General features: G+C 64.5%; 13 protein-coding genes. 2 read left to right on the plus strand and 11 right to left on the minus strand.

The annotated features are described in order from the left end of the window. Positions 1 to 46: 46 nt before the first annotated feature. Positions 47 to 1,303 (minus strand): arginine deiminase, encoded by a 1,257-nt coding sequence (arcA, locus tag BMY68_RS11810; RefSeq protein ID WP_062824888.1) that lies wholly within the window; start codon positions 1,301 to 1,303, stop codon positions 47 to 49. A 36-nt stretch (positions 1,304 to 1,339) separates the two neighbouring features. Next, positions 1,340 to 2,767, minus strand: coding sequence for an arginine-ornithine antiporter (gene arcD / locus BMY68_RS11815; RefSeq protein ID WP_009045245.1), 1,428 nt, complete (start codon positions 2,765 to 2,767; stop codon positions 1,340 to 1,342). A 447-nt stretch (positions 2,768 to 3,214) separates the two neighbouring features. On the opposite strand from arcD (BMY68_RS11815), the gene arcD (BMY68_RS11820) reads away from it, so the two are divergent. Continuing rightward, positions 3,215 to 4,642 carry an arginine-ornithine antiporter gene (gene arcD / locus BMY68_RS11820; RefSeq protein WP_062824890.1) on the plus strand — a complete coding sequence of 476 codons (1,428 nt, stop codon included), beginning with the start codon at positions 3,215 to 3,217 and terminating at the stop codon, positions 4,640 to 4,642. Then, positions 4,639 to 5,496 (plus strand): DNA-3-methyladenine glycosylase family protein, encoded by an 858-nt coding sequence (locus BMY68_RS11825; RefSeq protein WP_085532054.1) that lies wholly within the window; start codon positions 4,639 to 4,641, stop codon positions 5,494 to 5,496. Before arcD (BMY68_RS11820) ends, BMY68_RS11825 begins: the two co-directional genes overlap by 4 nt. Positions 5,497 to 5,679: 183 nt before the next feature. On the opposite strand, the gene BMY68_RS11830 is transcribed toward BMY68_RS11825, so the two are convergent. The 9 genes from BMY68_RS11830 to gap all read right to left on the minus strand — a co-directional run bounded on the left by BMY68_RS11830 (position 5,680) and on the right by gap (position 16,870). After that, on the minus strand, positions 5,680 to 7,029 hold the full coding sequence (locus BMY68_RS11830) for a CoA transferase (protein WP_085532052.1): 1,350 nt from the start codon (positions 7,027 to 7,029) through the stop codon (positions 5,680 to 5,682). Positions 7,030 to 7,218: 189 nt separating this feature from the next. Continuing rightward, entirely contained in the window at positions 7,219 to 9,357 is a 2,139-nt protein-coding gene (locus BMY68_RS11835; protein WP_085532050.1) for a methyl-accepting chemotaxis protein, read from the minus strand. Between the two features lie 218 nt (positions 9,358 to 9,575). Next, complete coding sequence (locus tag BMY68_RS11840; RefSeq protein WP_007926296.1) at positions 9,576 to 9,977, minus strand: YbaN family protein; 402 nt, start codon at positions 9,975 to 9,977, stop codon at positions 9,576 to 9,578. 136 nt (positions 9,978 to 10,113) lie between these two features. Further along, on the minus strand, positions 10,114 to 10,722 hold the full coding sequence (locus BMY68_RS11845) for a biliverdin-producing heme oxygenase (RefSeq protein WP_085532048.1): 609 nt from the start codon (positions 10,720 to 10,722) through the stop codon (positions 10,114 to 10,116). A 151-nt stretch (positions 10,723 to 10,873) separates the two neighbouring features. Then, complete coding sequence (locus BMY68_RS11850) at positions 10,874 to 13,471, minus strand: TonB-dependent receptor (RefSeq protein ID WP_085532046.1); 2,598 nt, start codon at positions 13,469 to 13,471, stop codon at positions 10,874 to 10,876. Between the two features lie 121 nt (positions 13,472 to 13,592). Beyond that, positions 13,593 to 14,501, minus strand: a complete 909-nt coding sequence (locus tag BMY68_RS11855; RefSeq protein WP_175534836.1) for a FecR family protein — start codon at positions 14,499 to 14,501, stop codon at positions 13,593 to 13,595. A gap of 178 nt (positions 14,502 to 14,679) precedes the next feature. Beyond that, a complete protein-coding gene (locus BMY68_RS11860) occupies positions 14,680 to 15,198 on the minus strand; it encodes an RNA polymerase sigma factor (RefSeq protein WP_085532042.1) in 519 nt (172 codons plus the stop codon). Positions 15,199 to 15,271: 73 nt separating this feature from the next. After that, positions 15,272 to 15,736 (minus strand): methylglyoxal synthase, encoded by a 465-nt coding sequence (locus BMY68_RS11865; RefSeq protein ID WP_009045236.1) that lies wholly within the window; start codon positions 15,734 to 15,736, stop codon positions 15,272 to 15,274. Between the two features lie 129 nt (positions 15,737 to 15,865). Then, on the minus strand, positions 15,866 to 16,870 hold the full coding sequence (gap, locus tag BMY68_RS11870) for a type I glyceraldehyde-3-phosphate dehydrogenase (RefSeq protein WP_009050409.1): 1,005 nt from the start codon (positions 16,868 to 16,870) through the stop codon (positions 15,866 to 15,868). Between the last annotated feature and the right edge of the window lie 199 nt (positions 16,871 to 17,069).

The raw sequence follows: 17,069 nt of genomic DNA on the forward strand, positions 1-17,069 counted from the left end.
AATCGGCCCGGCCAGCACCGCAGAGGTGCGGCCGGGGGAAAGTCGTTTAGTAATCGATCGGGTCGCGCACGATCGGGCAGGTCATGCAGTGGCCGCCGCCACGGCCGCGGCCGAGTTCGCCGGCGCTGATGGTGATCACTTCCACGCCGGCCTTGCGCAGCAGGGTGTTGGTGTAGGTGTTGCGGTCATAGCCGATGACCACGCCCGGCTCCAGGGCCACCACGTTATTGCCGTCGTCCCACTGTTCGCGTTCGGCGGCGAAGCTGTTGCCGCCGGTTTCCACCACGCGCAGTTGCTTGAGGTTCAGGGACTCGGCCACCACCTCGAGGAACGATTTGTTCTCCCGTCGCACGTCCATGCCATAGGGCTTGCTGGTGTCGGGGCGGATGACGAACGGCACGATTTCCTTGACCACTTCCGGGAATACCGTGACCAGGTCGCGGTCGCAGAAGCTGAATACGGTGTCCAGGTGCATCGCCGCGCGGGATTTCGGCAGGCCGGCGACCACGACTTTTTCCACCGCGCCCTTGGCGAACAGGGATTGCGCAAGCTGGCCGATGGCCTGGCGCGAGGTCCGCTCGCCCATACCGATCAACACCACGCCATTGCCGATCGGCATGACGTCACCGCCCTCGAGGGTGGCCTGGCCGTGATCCTTGTCCGGGTCGCCGTACCAGACTTCGAAATCGGCGTTGGCGAACTCGGGGTGGAATTTGTAGATGGCGCTGGCCAGCAGGGTTTCCTGGCGCCGGGCCGGCCAGTACATCGGGTTGAGCGTCACGCCGCCGTAGATCCAGCAGGTGGTGTCGCGGGTGAACTGGGTGTTGGGCAGCGGCGGCAGCAGGAAGCTGGAGTGGCCCAGGTAATCGCGGTACATCTTGATCACGCTGGCGCCTTCGCTTTCCGGCAGGTCCTCGCCGGCCACGCCGCCGATCAGGAACTCGGCCAGCTTGCGTGGCTCCAGGCTTTCGAGCCAGCTGCGCACTTCGTTGGTCAGGCCGACGCCGACGGTGTCGGGGGTGATCTTGCGATCCAGAATCCACTTCAGGGCTTCGGGGTTCTGCACCGTATCGGTCAGCAGGTTGTGCATCTCCAGGACTTCGATCCCACGCTCGCGCATTTTGGTAACGAAGTCGAAATGGTCGCGCTTGGCCTGGTTGACCCAGATCACATCATCGAACAGCAGTTCATCGCAGTTGTTCGGGGTCAGCCGCTGATGGGCCAGGCCTGGGGAGCAAACCATGACTTTGCGCAGTTTGCCGGCTTCGGAATGGACGCCGTACTTAACTTTTTCCGTGGTCATTACCGTGATCCTCCAGAGGTAGAAACAATCGTGCGGTTACAGGGTCAGGAAGCCGTCGTAGAGCCCGTAGGCGGCCAACAGGGCGCCTATGACCACTGCGGCGAAAATCAGCTTCTCGACGTTGGTGAAAATCGGTTTGCCCAACTCCCGCTTGGCCTTGGCGAACAGGATCGCGCCGGGGGCGTAGAGCAGGGCGGAGAGCAGCAGGTACTTGACCCCGCCGGCGTACAGCAGCCAGATCGCGTAGAGCAGGGCGATGGAGCCGATCAGCAGGTCTTTCTTGCGTTCGGCCAGGGCCGCTTCGTAGGTTTCGCCACGCACCGCCAGCAGCACGGCATAGGCCGCCGACCACAGGTAGGGCACCAGGATCATCGAGGTGGCGAGGTAGATCAGCGACAGGTAGGTACTGGCCGAGAACAGGGTTATGACCAGGAAGATCTGCACCATGGCGTTGGTCAGCCACAGGGCATTGACCGGTACGTGGTTGGCGTTCTCGCGGCGCAAAAACTCCGGCATGGTGTGGTCCTTGGCCGCGGCGAACATGATCTCCGCGCACAGCAGCACCCACGACAGCAGTGCCCCCAGCAGCGAGATGATCAGGCCGACGCTGATCAGCACCGCGCCCCAGTGGCCGACCACATGCTCGAGCACCGCCGCCATCGACGGGTTCTGCAGTTTCGCCAGCTCCGGCTGGGTCATGATGCCCAGCGACAGCACGTTCACCAGCACCAGGAACAGCAGCACGGTGATGAAGCCGATCACGGTGGCCTTGCCCACGTCCGAGCGTTTTTCCGCGCGGGCGGAGAAGATGCTCGCGCCTTCGATGCCGATGAATACCCACACGGTGACCAGCATCATGTTGCGCACCTGGTTCATCACGCTGCCCAGGTCAGGGTTCTTCACGCCCCAGATGTCCGCGGTGAAGATGTCCAGCTTGAAGGCGAACAGGGCGATCAGCACGAACAGCAGCAGCGGCACCACCTTGGCGACCGTGGTCACCAGGTTGATGAAGGCCGCTTCCTTGATCCCGCGCAGCACCAGGAAATGCACGGCCCACAGCAGCAGCGAGGCGCCGATCACCGCGGCCGGAGTATTCCCCTCCCCAAATAGCGGGAAGAAGTAGCCCAGGGTGCTGAACAAGAGTACGAAGTACCCCACGTTGCCCAGCCAGGCGCTGATCCAGTAGCCCCAGGCCGAAGAAAAGCCCATGTAGTCGCCGAAACCGGCCTTGGCATAGGCGTAGACACCACCGTCCAGATCAGGCTTGCGGTTGGCCAGGGTCTGGAACACGAAAGCCAGTGTCAACATACCGACAGCGGTAATAGCCCAGCCAATAAGAACAGCGCCTACATCGGCACTTGCCGCCATGTTTTGTGGCAAGGAAAAGATCCCGCCGCCAATCATCGAGCCGACTACCAAGGCGACTAACGCACCAAGCCGTAGTTTTCCGGGAGTGTCAGACATTGCGTGACTCCATTGCAGGAGAAGAGAGACGTCAGAGTAAATCTGCGAGAAATCCGAACAGCTGATTTAGATCAGGTCATTGCTACATTCCATTGTGAATGAACGACTTAAGCTGTCTTTGCGGAAACCGGTGGGAAGCCTGAAAGCGCCATTCCATAAGGCCTCGGGTTCCAGATGAAAGGTCTTCTCATTGGCGCCAGATTGAAACTAGTCCGCTTTCCAGAATGCGCAACTCATTAAAAAGTTATAAGGCTGACCGGCGCGCTGATGGCATTTGGGTTTTATCCATAATAAAAACCCAACTATTCAATATGTTCTGATCCTCGTCATGTCGATGGCTCCACAAAAGATCAATAATTGACTCTTTTAGTCCGTTTCCAATCTGTGGAAGTTAACTAATTTCATATAGGTTGTTGTCGGACAATTGGACCGGACGCAGAGGTAGGCATGCCACAAACCACACAAAAACTGCGACTCGGCGCCCTGATCGCCCTGGTGGTGGGGTCGATGATTGGCGGCGGGATCTTTTCCTTGCCGCAGAACATGGCGGCCCGGGCCGACGCCGGGGCGATCCTTATCGGTTGGGCGATCACCGCCGTGGGCATGCTGACCCTGGCCTTCGTGTTCCAGACCCTGGCCAACCGCAAGCCTGAACTCGACTCCGGGGTGTACGCCTACGCCAAGGCCGGGTTTGGCGACTACATGGGCTTTTCTTCGGCCTGGGGCTACTGGATCAGTGCCTGGCTGGGCAACGTCGGCTACTTCGTACTGCTGTTCAGCACCCTGGGTTATTTCTTCCCGGTGTTTGGCCAGGGCAACACCCCGGTGGCCATCGCCTGCGCCTCGGTCCTGCTGTGGGCGGTGCATTTCCTGGTGCTGCGCGGGATCAAGGAAGCGGCGTTCATCAACCTGCTGACCACCGTGGCCAAGATCGTGCCGCTGGTGATGTTCATCGTGATTGCCGCGGTGGCGTTCAAGGCGGACATCTTCACCCGCGACATTTGGGGCCGTGCCAACCCGAACTTCGGCGGGGTGATGGACCAGGTGCGCAACATGATGCTGGTCACGGTCTTCGTGTTCATCGGCATCGAAGGCGCCAGCGTCTATTCGGCCCGGGCCGAGAAGCGTGCGGACGTCGGCCGGGCCACGGTGATCGGCTTTATCGGCGTGCTGGCCCTGCTGGTGCTGGTCAACGTGCTGTCCCTGGGGATCATGAGCCAGCCGGAACTGGCGACCTTGCAGAACCCGTCGCTGGCGGCGGTGCTGGAACACATCGTCGGTCCCTGGGGCGCCTTGCTGATCAGCATCGGCCTGGCGGTTTCCCTGCTCGGTGCCTTGCTGTCGTGGGCGCTGCTGTGTGCCGAGATCCTGTTCGCCACGGCCCGCGACCGGACCATGCCGGCCTTCCTGAAAAAGGAAAACGCCAACCATGTGCCGGTCAACGCCCTGTGGCTGACCAACAGCATGATCCAGGTGTTCCTGCTGATCACCCTGTTCTCCGCGGGGACCTACACCAGCCTGATCTACCTCGCCTCGTCGATGATCCTGGTGCCTTACCTGTGGTCGGCGGCCTATGCGGTGTTGCTCAGCGGCCGCGGCGAAACCTACGAGCAGGCCTCGGCCGAGCGCATGAAAGACCTGTGCATCGGTGGCGTGGCCCTGTGTTACGCGGTCTGGCTGTTGTACGCCGGCGGGGTCAAGTACCTGCTGCTGTCGGCCCTGCTGTATGCCCCCGGGGTGATCCTGTTCGCCAAGGCCAAGCGCGAGCAGGGCGAGCCGTTGTTCACCGGCATCGAGAAGGGCATTTTCGCTTGCGTGGTCGCCGGGGCCACCCTGGCCGCCTATGGCCTGTACAGCGGAGTACTGTCGCTGTGAGGCTGGTTTACCAGCCGCCCTATGACTGGCCGGCGATGCTGGCCTTTCTCCGGGTGCGGGCCATCGAGGGGCTGGAGACCGTCAGTGGCGACCGCTACTCGCGCAGCATCAGCCTCGATGGCGTACACGGCTGGTTCAGTGTGAGCCCGGGCGACAGCGATGCGCTGGCGCTGACCCTGCACTTTCCCGACCCGCAGGCCCACGCGCGGATCGTTGCGCGCATCCGCCGCCTGCTGGACCTGGACACCGATCTGGCGCCGATCCACCGGCAACTGTCCGCCGACCCGTTGATGGCCCGTTTGATCGCCTCGCGGCCGGGGCTGCGCGTACCCGGTGCCTGGGACGGTTTCGAGCTGGCGGTGCGCGCGGTGCTGGGGCAGCAGATCACGGTGGTGGCGGCCATCCGCCTGGCGGGCAAGCTGGTGGCGCAGTATGGCCAGCCATTGAGCTGCGAGGAGGCGCCAGCGGGGTTGAGCCATGTGTTCCCCGAACCGGGGCGGATGGCGGGCGCCGATCTGGCGAGCCTGGGCATGCCGCGCAGTCGGGGCCGAACCCTGTCCGGCGTGGCGCAGGCGCTGCTCGACGATCCGCAGCTGTTTGCCCCCAAGGCCAGCCTCGAACACAGCCTGTCGGCCTTGCGGGCGCTGTGGGGTGTCGGCGACTGGACCGCGCATTACGTGGCCCTGCGCCAGTTCCGCGAAGCGGACGCCTTTCCCGCGGCGGACGTGGGCCTGCTCAACGCCCTGGCGGCGCTCGAAGGCGGACCGGTCAGCGCCAGCCAGTTGCTGGCCCGCGCCGAGGCCTGGCGGCCATGGCGCGGCTACGCGGCGCAGCACCTGTGGACGGCGTTGTAGCCCCCTGATTCCCGTTTCTGTAGCCGCTGCCGAGCCTGCGAGGCTGCGATCGAGGACGCAGTCCTCGCCAACCCTGCGCACGCGATATGAATGACGTAACGCGCGGCCTGATTGACGTCCGCTTTGCGGCCGATCGCAGCCTCGCGTTGCTCGGCAGCGGCTACAGGGTTACGCGTTACGGGCTTACCATCTCGGGCGATGGGCGCCCAGGTCGCTGGCGGGGTGCGTCCATTGCAGGGGTGTGCCGCTGATCTGCAAGGGCACTTGCAGGCGATGGGCCGGGCCCCAGGGTGTCTGCTCTACCAGCAGGCCCTGATCGTCCTGGTCTTCGCCGCGCAAGGCGGGCTCGGCGCTGCCATTGGAGTGCTCGATCAACAGCTTGGCGGTCCGCGCCAGTGACAGTCGTGCGCTGCCGGCGGCCCCGGTTTGCAGTCGTTCGGTCAGGGCGCGGATCGCGGCGGCGGCCATCAGGTAGCCGGTGGCATGGTCCAGGGCCTGCACCGGCAGCGGTACGGGGTTATCGGCCTGCTGCCAGCGCTGGCCGGCCTCGGCAATGCCGCTGCTCATCTGCACCAGGCTGTCGAAGCCACGGCGGTTCTGCCAGGGGCCGCTCCAGCCATAGGCGTTCAGGCACACATCGATCAGCCCCGGGGCGAGGCGCTGGCGCTCGGTGGCCCCGTAGCCGAGGCGTTCCAGGGCATCGGCGCGGTAGCCGTGCAGCAGCAGATCGGCTTCCCCCAACAGGCCTTCGAAGACCTGGCGATCGGCGGCATCGTGCAGGTTCAGCCGGGCGCAGCGTTTGCCCAGGGTGACTTCCGGGACCACGCCGGGTTCATTCCAGTCCGGCGGGTCGATGCGCAGTACCTCGGCGCCCAGCCCGGCGAGAAAACGGCTGGCGATGGGCCCGGCCAGCACCCGGGTCAGGTCCAGCACCTTGATCCCGGCCAGGGGCCGGGCCAGCGATCCGCGCCAGGGCTGGGCGGCGCTGGCGTTGCGGGTCTGGTAATGCACCAGGGGCTCGGCATTCACGGCCTGCCCCTGGGGGTGGGCTTGCCACTCGGCCCAGCTGCGCATTTCGGCGGCGCAGCCACCTGCCTCGACCACCGCCTGCTCCAGGTCGCTCTTGTTCCACTGCGCGACCTTGGCGGCCATGGCCGGACGATCCGCGACCCGGCCGAGCACCTGTTCGGCCGCCCGCCGATGATGCGGCGCGTTGGTGTGCAGGCGAATCCAGCCGTCCTGGGTGGCGTAGTCGCCGGCGACCGGGTCCCACAGCGGCGGCACGCTCCAGCCGAGCGGACGCAGGGAGGTGGCGAACCAGAAGGAGGCGAGGCGCCGGTCGACGCTCAGGGTGGGCAGGCGCCCGGTCTGGCTGAGCAGCAGCTCGGCCGCCGCCTGGCCGGCCGCGGCGATGCTGGCGCTGGCCAGTTCGGTCACGGCGAAGGCCGAGGGCAGGGCGCCGCTCGAGGTCATGGCAATCGGGGTACGAGGCAAGCCTAGCGCGGCTTGAACAGACGACAGCACATCGGTCATTGCAGGCCCTCCGCAAGAGAGGGGGCAGCATAGATCAAAAGTGTGAAGCGCCGCAGTCCCGTAACGGCGCAAGAACTACCTGTAGGAGCGAGCTTGCTCGCGATGCTCGTCAACGATGACGCGTAATTACTGGCTCAACGCGGCGCTCTCTGGTGCATCGCGAGCACGCTCGCTCCTACAGGGGCAAGGTCAAACGCGGAACTGGTCCATCAGCTTCATCTGCTGGGTGGTCAGGGCGTTGAGCTGGCTGCTGACCTGGGCCGATTCGGTGGCCTGTTCGGTGAGGGATTCGGTCACGCTGCGGATCGCCGAGACGTTGCGGTTGACCTCTTCGGCCACTGCGCTCTGCTGTTCGGCGGCACTGGCGATCTGCAGGTTCATGTCGCTGATCACCGTGACCGCGTCGCTGATCTTGCCCAGGGCCTGCACCGCTTGCTGGATCTGCCCGGCGTTGCTCTGGGCCTGGGCCTGGCTCGAATGCATGGTCGCCACCACGCCCCGGGTGCCGCTCTGGATGCGCTCGATCACCAGGCGGATCTCTTCCACCGAGTCCTGGGTGCGCTTGGCCAGGTTGCGCACCTCGTCGGCGACCACGGCAAAGCCGCGGCCGCTTTCCCCGGCGCGCGCCGCTTCGATGGCGGCGTTGAGGGCCAGCAGGTTGGTCTGCTCGGCAATGCTGCGGATCACTTCCAGCACCGAGCCGATCTGCTCGCTGTTGACCGCCAGGGCCTCGACCTCGACCACCGCCTTGCTGACCTCCTCGGCCAGGGTGCTGATGTCGCGGGTGCTGCGCTCGATGATGGTCATGCCATCCCTGGCCGACTGGTCGGCGCCACGGGCGGCGTTGGCGGCGTTCGAGGCACTGTTGGCGACGTCGTGGGCGGTGGCGCTCATTTCGTTGGAGGCGGTGGCCACCTGGTCGATTTCGCGGAACTGCACCTGCATGCCTTCGCTGGTCTGGCGGGCGATCTCCGAGGACTGGTCGGCGGTGCCGCGGGCGTCGGTGATGCTCTGCTTGATCTGCGCGATGGTCGGTTGCAGCTTGTCGAGGAAGCGGTTGAACCAGCCCACCAGCTCGCCCAGTTCGTCTTGCTTGCCGTACTTCAGGCGCTGGGTCAGGTCGCCGTCGCCGCTGGCGATTTCCTTGAGCATCTGCGCCACGCTGTTGATCGGCCGGGTCACGCCGGAGGCGGTCAGCCAGATCAGCAGCAGCCCGATCACGCCGGCGACCGCCGCCACCAGCAGCGACACCAGGGTGCCCTGGGCCTGGGCGTCGTCGAGCACGCCCTGGAGTTTCACGGTGTCGGCCAGCAGCACCTGCTCCGGCAGGTCGATCACCACGCCCCAGGGGCGGGCGTCGGCGATCGGGCTGACCGGATACACGGCGCGGATCAGGTCGCCCTGCTTGAGGATTTTCGGGGTATTGCCGGCCAGCAGTTGCAGGACATCCCTGCCTTCGGCGCCGAGGGTGTCGGCGATGCCTTTGCCGACCTTGGCCGCATCGTTGCTGTAGGCGGCGAGGATGCCGCTGCCGGCGACGATCAGCATGTGCCCGGCGCCGTCGAACAATCCGCGCTGGGAGTCGGCGGCCGCGGCCTGCAGGGCATCCAGGGCGATGTCCACGCCGACCACGCCTATGACTTTGCCGTCGACAATCAGCGGCAGGGAAATGGTGGTCATCAGCATCAGCTTGCCGCCCACGGTGTCGGCGTACGGGTCGAGCAGACAGGTGCGCTTGCTGTCGCGCGGGCAGGTGTACCAGCTGTTATAGGGGGTGCCGCTGACGCTCAGGGTGGTCTTGTTCATGTCCTCTTCGACCATCACCGTGTTCAGCCCGGTGCCGCCGGCACGGCTCCAGTAACTGGCGAAGCGCCCGGCTTCGTTGGAGGCGTGGGCAGCGTCGTTGGCGAACTCGCTGTCCTTGCCGTCGAGGGCGTTGGGTTCATAGGCGAGCCAGATGCCCAGCACCTTGGTGTTGCGTTCGAAGGCGGTTTTCAGGCTGTGGTTGAGCTCTTCACGCAGCGCCGCGGCGTCCAGCGAACGCTTGCCGGCCATGGCCCGCAGGTCGTTGATCTGGTCGGCCAGGGTGGTGATCACCAGCAGGCTCTCGCCAAAGGTTTTCTGTACCCGCACCGCCTGCTCCGCAGCCCGGGCCTGCAGCAGGTTCTGCACGCTGTCAGTGAGCATTCGCGAGCTGGAGCTGCTGACCAACTGATCGTTCTGGTTGGTCTGGTAGATGTTCATCCCGACGATCAGGCCCACGACGCCGAGCAGGCAGAGTCCGGACAACAGCACGATTTTCAGGCGAATGGACAGAGAGTCGAACATGGGGCGATCTCGCGAATGGATAGGGGTGAGCGGTGAGTCGGATGACTCCGGTCGCCAAGTCCATTCAGCGCCATGCCCGGAACATCGGCTTGGGCGGCATTTGTCTGAGAAAAAGCCGACGAGCGGTCATGTGTTTGACATAAACGAGGAGGAGGGAGATTTCGCTGGAGGGCATGTCGCGAGCAGCCGAACGTCGACCGGCTGCTCTTGCCGAGGGATCAAGAGGCCTGGGCCAGAGCCTCCGGGCGCGACCAGATCCACAGGTTGCCCAGGCCCATGCCGGCCAGCGCCAGGTACAGGGTCCAGTGATGGTTGAGCAGGCTCAGCATCAGGCCGGCGCACAGCAACATGCTGACGGTGGCGCTGACCTTGGCCCGGCGGCTGACGATCCGGCCGTTGCGCCAGTTGCTCAGGATGGGGCCGAACAGGCGATGGTTTTCCATCCAGGCGCTCAGGCGTGGCGAGCTCTTGGTCGCGGCCCAGGCGGCGAGGAGCACGAACTCGGTGGTCGGCAGGCCGGGGACGACGATGGCGATCAGGCCGATGGCCAGGCTGATGTAAGCCAGGCAGCCGAAGAACAGGCGGGAGGCCTTGGACGGGGATCGGGTTGTGCCGGTCATGGGTTCGATGATGAGGTGACGAGCATGGGGCTCAATCCACAAGGGGTGGGAATAACGGCTGACGCCAGCGGGTTCGTTCCTGCAGCGGGCGTGAGTCTACGCCTTCAATACAGGAACGAGGGGGCCGGCGAAAAAATCAGGCCAGTTCAGGCGCCGTGTCGTAGGCCTTTTCCAGCAGCACGGTAAAGCGGTTGAAGGCATCCAGCGCGCCTTTTTCCGCCGCGGCTTCTTCTTCGGCGCTGAATGCCAGGCCGTCGAGGATGCGGGTGAAGGTTTTCCAGCCTTCGGCGCGACCGCCGGCCGGCTCGCCCAGGTGCCGGGCACCGAAGGTTTCGCCGAGGCCCAGGCCGACCGCGCGCTTGATCAGGAACGCCGCGCCGAGCTTGGAGCCCTCGGAGACGAACAGCCAGCCCAGGGCTTCGGCCTTGCTCGGGTTCTGCACCGCGCCCGCCACCGGGGCCGGGACTTCGGTGTCCAGGTCCGCCAGGTCGGCCTTGGCCGCTTCGGCGCGGCAACGCTGCGCCAGGTCCGGGACGATGGCGATCAGCGCCGGGTCGTTGTACAGGGCGACCAGTTCGGACTGGAACAGGTACTGGGCGACGACGAAACGGGCGAAGCTGCTGGCGCTTTCGAACGGCGCGTGGGCCTTGACCAGGGCGTCGAGCCTGGCATGGGGTTCGTGGGTGATCTGGTTCAGGCGCTGGGAGCGCAGGCTCGGGCGCTGTGGGGAATCCTGGGTGGTCATGACGATGTCCTTGGTCAATGGAAATGAGAGCTGCTTAAAAATAAGAGCGGCTTGAAATGAGAAGCACTTGCTAACTAGACGAACAAGAAGACGCGGCACAGTAAAAAATCCTCACTGCGCCCCATCGAAAAGCGCAGTGAGGCAGACCAGATCAGATGTCCCAGATCAGGTTGACCGCGAAGTTGCGACCCGGCTGGGTCAGGCGGTCGAGGTTGGCCGGGCTCAGCACGGCGGCTTCGCCGACGCTGTCGTAGCCGCGCACGTCATCCCACAGCCAGTACTTCTTGTCGGCCAGGTTGTAGATGCCGGCGCTGACGGTGACGTCGTCGCTGACCTTGTAGAAGCCGGTCAGGTCGAGCACGCCGTAGCCCGGGGTCTTGAACTGGCTGCTGGTGCCGTCCGGGGTCTTGAAGCTGCTGCTGTCGACGCGGTCTTTCTTCTTCACCAGGGTCCAGCTGAGCAGGGCGCCGTAGTTATCCTGGTCGTAGCCCAGGCCGAACACGCCGGTCAGCGGGTTGACCGCGTTCAAGGGTTCGCCGGTGTCGTTGTTGCGACCGTAGGCATAGGCCACCGAACCCTGGGTGTACAGGCCCTGCGGCGCGCCCAGGGCGTCGAGGTTGAGCCGGCCCTTGACTTCCACGCCCTTGATGGTGGCGTGCTTGATGTTGTTGCTCTGGAACGTCAGTTCGTCGTAGCCCGGGGTCACCGCGTCTTCGTTGATGAAGTCGCGGTACTTGTTATAGAACACCGCCACGTCGAAATTGCCGGACTCGAAGTTGCCGCGCAGGCCGGTTTCGTAGCTCTGGCTTTTCTCCGGCTTGAGGTTCGAGTTCGGCGCCACGCGGTAACCGGTGGTGGTGTTCTCGAAGCGGCCGTACAGCGCCTTGGCGGTCGGGGTACGGAAACCTTCGGCGTACTGGCCGTACCAGGTGTACTGGTCGCTCAGGGCGTAGGTCAGGCCGAACTTGGGCGATACCCGGTGCCAGGTCTTGTTCTGGTCGCTCACCTCACCATTGCCATCGGCGGCCACGGTGTTGAGGAACTCCTGGGTGATGTGCGGCTTGAGCTGGGTGTAGTCGTAGCGCAGGCCCGGCAGGAAGGTCCACTGGTTCCAGCTGATCTGGTCCTGGGCGAACAGGCTGTAGGTGTTGATGGTCGGGTCCGGGAAGTCGCTGGACTTCTTCAGCACGTCGGACGGGCTGATGGCGCCGACCGCCGTGCAACCGCGACCGACCGCCAGGCAGGTGCCGCTGCCACTGCGCGAGCCGGTGACCTTTTCCTGCTTGATTGTGGTGCCGTAGGTCAGCAGGTGCTCGGTTTCACCGATGGCGAAGGCCTTGTCGGCCTGGGCGTCGAAGACCCACTGCTTCTCCTGGTAGAGGGTTTCGCGGCTGCGCATGACGTTGCGGCTGAATGGGAAGTAGTTTTCCAGGGTGCTCTGGTCGGTCTTGGCGATCTGGTAGTTCAGGCTCCACTTCACGTGGTCGGCCAGCAGGCTGTCGAGGGCGAAGTGGTTGTCCAGGCCGAAGCGTTCACGGGTGATGGTGTCGTTACCGGTACGCGAGCGGTACATGCCCAGCGGCTGGCCGGCGTTGAACGGGCCGCCCACGGCGCTTTTCTGGTTGGTGTCGCGGTCGTCCTTGTACTTCTCGTAGGTCAGGCCCAGGCGCGCGTCGTCGGCATAGTTCCAGCCGGCCTTGGCCAGCACGTTGCTGGTGCGCACGTCCTCCGGGTTGGCGGCGGTGCGCGCCAGGCCGGTGCCGTTGTGGCTGCCGTAGGAGTCGGTTTCGTGGCCGTCGCGCTGGCTGAAGTGCAGCAGGCCGTCGAACTGACCACTGCGTCCAGCCACGGTGGCGGATTTCAGCCAGCTGTCGTCGGCCGAGCTGTAGCCGGTCTTCAGGCGGGCGCCGACGTCCTGGCCTGGCTTGATGATGTCGTCCGGGTCGAGGGTGAAGTAGCTGACCGCGCCGCCGATGGCGTTGCTGCCGTACAGCACCGAGGCCGGGCCACGGAGGATCTCCACGCGCTTGATGATTTCCGGGTCGACGTAATTGCGCTGGGTCTTGGCATAGGGGCCGTTGAAGAAGCCGTTGGGAATCTCCACGCCGTCGACCTGGGTCAGGATGCGGTCACCGTCGATGCCGCGGATGTTGTAGCCGCTGATGCCGCCACCGCGCTGGCCGGCGCCGCCGACCGAAACGCCCGGCTCGTAGCGCACCAGGTCCTTGATGGTGTTGACGTTGTTGCGGTCCAGGTCCTGGCGGTCATGCACGGTCACGGTGCTGGGCACGCTGCTGACCTCCTGTTCCTGGCGCGTGGCGCTGATGGTCACCTGTTGCAGGTTCAGGGCACCGCCGCTGGCGCGTTTTTCCAGGACGATGTTGTTGGCGCCCAGCTTGCGGTAGCTCAGGTTGGTGCCCATCAGCAGGCGGTCCAGGGCTTTTTCCGGTGGCAGCGAACCGCGCACGCCCGGGGATGCGATGCCTTCGCCCAGTTCCGCCGGCAGGCCGACCTGCCAGCCGGTGACGGCGGTAAAGGCGTTCAGCGCCGACACCAGCGGTTGCTGGTCGATGGCGAAGCTGTAGTCGCCCATGTTGCGCGCTGGCGGGGCCTTGGCCCCGGCGGTGGCGGCCATGACTGGCGCGGCCCCGGCCAGCAGGAGGGCGACGGTCAGCAGGGACAGCGTGCAGTTCTGCAGGCGGGCCTGGCGGGAGGATGAAGAGGACCGGCTGTTGAGGCGAGAGGACATCGATAGCGCTCCGTGTCGCACGAATCTTTATAGGTGCTGATTCGCATGATTAATGCGAATCAATTGCATTGGCTATAACGAGACGAACGACCGACAGCGATCGCGTAAAAATAAATGCGCTTTAGTTGAGGATGACTAGCGCCGGGAATTCCTGCAGCCGCGCCGAGGTGATGTGGGCCAGGGAACGCACCACGTCCAGCGGCTGGTCGAGGCGGTAATTGCCGGTGACCGCGACATCGGCCAGGCGCTCGTTGTTGTTGACGATCCAGCCCGGGTAATACCGACGCAATTCGGCCAGCACCTGGTTCAGCGGGCAGTTCTCGAACACCAGCCGGCCCTGGACCCAGGCCAGGTCCTTGTCGAGGTCGAGCTTGGCCGGGCGATCGAAACCGTTGGGGCCGATGCGGATGCTTTCGCCGGCCGACAGGCGCACCCGGGCATCGTCGTGGGTGGCGCGCAGGTCGACATCGCCGCGCTGCACCCGCACCTGGGCCACGCCGTCCAGGTAACGCACGGCGAAGGCGGTGTCGCGCACGCTGGCGCGTACCGGGCCGGCATCGAGTTCCAGTGGCTGGCCGCGGCTGGCGGGGATCTCGAAGAAGGCTTCGCCCTGGTACAGGCGGGCCACGCGCTGGCGCTCGTCGATGCTGCTGGAGAAGGCCGAATTGGTGTTGAGCAGGACTTTCGAGCCGTCCTCCAGTTGCAGGCGCTGGCGCTCGCCGACCACGGTCAGGTGGTCGGCCTGCAGGCGCAGGGGCAGGTTGCTGAAACTGAACAAACCGAGGATCAGCACCGCCGCGGTCGCCAGGGGCCGCCAGTGCGGACGCAGGCGCGACAGCACACTGAGCTTGGGTTTTTGCGTGTCCAGGTTTTGCGCGCAGCGCACCACCTGCGGGCCGTTCCAGATCGCCTGGGCCTTGTCGAAGGCTGCGCTGTGCAGGGGCGAGGCGTTCAACCAGTCATGGAATTGCCGGGTCTGTTCGGGGCTCGGGTTCTCCAGCAGGATCAGCCAGTCCAGGGCCTGGTCCATGGCTTGATCCGCGGCGCAGGGGGTGGATGTTTCCTCGTCCTGGGCGGTCGGCTGGATGCGGTGGATGTCCGTCACGGGTGTTCCTCGGCTGTGTCTGTGCACGGCTGTTTTTTAGATGGAGAGCGCAGGGCGGTCAAGGGTAGCAAAGGGCCGCGGCTGACGCCCGTCCGGCTGGGCCTCAATGACCGTTCAAGCGCTCGGCGACGCCAATGCAGATGGCCATGATCAGCTTCAGTTCCTTTTGCACGGTGCTCTGGGAGACCTCGAGTTTCTCGGCGATTTCCAGGTAGCTGTGGCCGTGCAGGCGGCTGAGGATGAAGATCCGCTGTTGGCGCGGGCTGAGTTGGGCAAGGCTCATGTTCAGGCGTTCCAGCAACTGTTCGGCATGGGCGGCATCCTCGGCGCTGCTCAGGGGCGCGGCCACGCTTTCGACCACTTCCACCGGCACGTCTTCGAGCAGGGTGCGGGCCTGGATGCGTCGCGCGCGCAGGTGGTCGAGCGCCAGGTTGCGGGCGGTCTGGAAGACGAAGGGTTCGAGGTGCTCGATGGCCCGTTCGCTCAGGGCCCGGGTCACCCGCAGGTAGGTTTCCTGCAGCAGGTCCTCGGCGGTGCTGTGGTTGTTGACCATCCGCTCCAGCGTGCGCAGCAGCGAAACGCGCTGGGTGAGAAAGACGTGATTGAAGCGGGATTGGCTCACAACAGGACCTGGCTGATTTTTTCAGCAGATGATAATGCTTATCATCTACGTCGAAGGTCAAGCCCTGAGTGAATCATCGACGCCCGGAGAGGTAGGCCGGGTAGTCCGGAATCCGGTAGCTGTGCGCCTGCTCCATCAACGGGCTGCTGAGCAGGTAGTCGGCGCTGCATTCGTTGCAGGCCACGGGAATGTTCCAGACCGCCGCGACCCGTAGCAGGGCCTTGATGTCCGGATCGTGGGGCTGGGGTTCGAAGGGGTCCCAGAAGAACACCAGCATATCCACCCGCTGCTCGGCGATCCGCGCGCCGAGTTGCTGGTCGCCGCCCAGGGGGCCGCTGATCATGCTTTCCACCGGCAGGCCGAGGCGCTGGTGCAGCAACTGGCCGGTGGTGCCGGTGGCCAGCAGGTCGTGCTCGGCGAGCCGGTCTTTCTGCCGCTCGGCCCAGTCGAGGAGGAAACTCTTGCAATGGTCGTGGGCCACCAGGGCGATGCGCTTGCGCGCCGCCATGCCGGCCTGGGTGAAGCTGATACCGATCATCGGTGGTGGCTCCGGGAGGGAGAGAGTCTGCAGGAGCTGCCGAGGCTGCGATCTTTGCGCGCTTGAACCTCGAATGTGAAGATCAAAAGATCGCAGCCTGCGGCAGCTCCCGCGCCGCAGGCCGTGGGTTTACTCGGCGCTGCACAGGGCCAGGCAGTTATCCAGCATGCGGTTGGAGAAGCCCCACTCGTTGTCGTACCAGGCCAGGACCTTGAGCAGCTTGCCGCCGCTGACCTTGGTGTGATTGGCGTCGAAGATCGACGACAGCGGGTTGTGGTTGAAGTCGCTGGAGACCAGCGGCAGGCTGTTGTAGCCGAGGATCTTCGAGTGCTGGCTGGCGCTCTTGAGCAGGGCGTTGACCTCCTCGGCGGTGGTGTTGCGCTTGAGCTGCACGGTCAGGTCCACCAGCGATACGTTGATCACCGGGACGCGCACCGCCATGCCGGTCAGCTTGCCCGCCAGTTCCGGCAGCACCAGGCCCACGGCTTCGGCCGCGCCGGTCTTGCTCGGGATCATGTTCTGGGTGGCCGAACGGGCGCGGTACGGATCGCTGTGGTAGACGTCGGTCAGGTTCTGGTCGTTGGTGTAGGCGTGGATGGTGGTCATCAGCCCGCTTTCGATGCCCAGCTCGCGGTTCAGCACCTGGGCCACCGGCGCCAGGCAGTTGGTGGTGCACGAAGCGTTGGAAATGATCTGGTGCGACTGGCGCAGAATGTCGTGGTTCACGCCATACACCACGGTGGCGTCGGCGCCTTTGGCCGGGGCGGAAATAATCACTTTGCGGGCACCGGCGCTGAGATGGGCGGCGGCCTTGGCACGGTCGGTGAACAGACCGGTGCATTCGAATACCACGTCGATCTTCTCGGCGGCCCAGGGCAGTTCGGCCGGATTGCGGATGGCGCTGACGGCGATCCGGTCGCCGTTGACGGTCAGGCTTTCCTGATCGTGCTGTACGTCGGCATCGAAGGTGCCGTGGACGGTGTCGTATTTGAGCAGGTGGGCATTGATCGAACTATCACCCAGATCGTTGATGGCGACGATCTGCAGATCCTGACGATAGCCTTGGGTATAAAGTGCGCGCAGGACGTTGCGGCCGATACGGCCAAAACCATTGATTGCGATTCGTAGAGTCATTAGAAAAGCGCCTGCCGTAGTTTTGTTGTTGGAATTACAAGATTATTCGCAAAAAAATAGAAAACAAGCCTTTTTGGTGGCAATATTTTGTTTTATCTACAACGAGTGACCTGAATCAACTGGTCCAAATGGTCAAGAAACCCTCTGCCATCCCCTGTGCCGCGGGCGTTTTGACCAGCATAGACAAACAGGTCGCCAC

Source organism: Pseudomonas sp. NFACC41-3, from assembly GCF_900109505.1.
Taxonomy (GTDB): domain Bacteria; phylum Pseudomonadota; class Gammaproteobacteria; order Pseudomonadales; family Pseudomonadaceae; genus Aquipseudomonas; species Aquipseudomonas chlororaphis.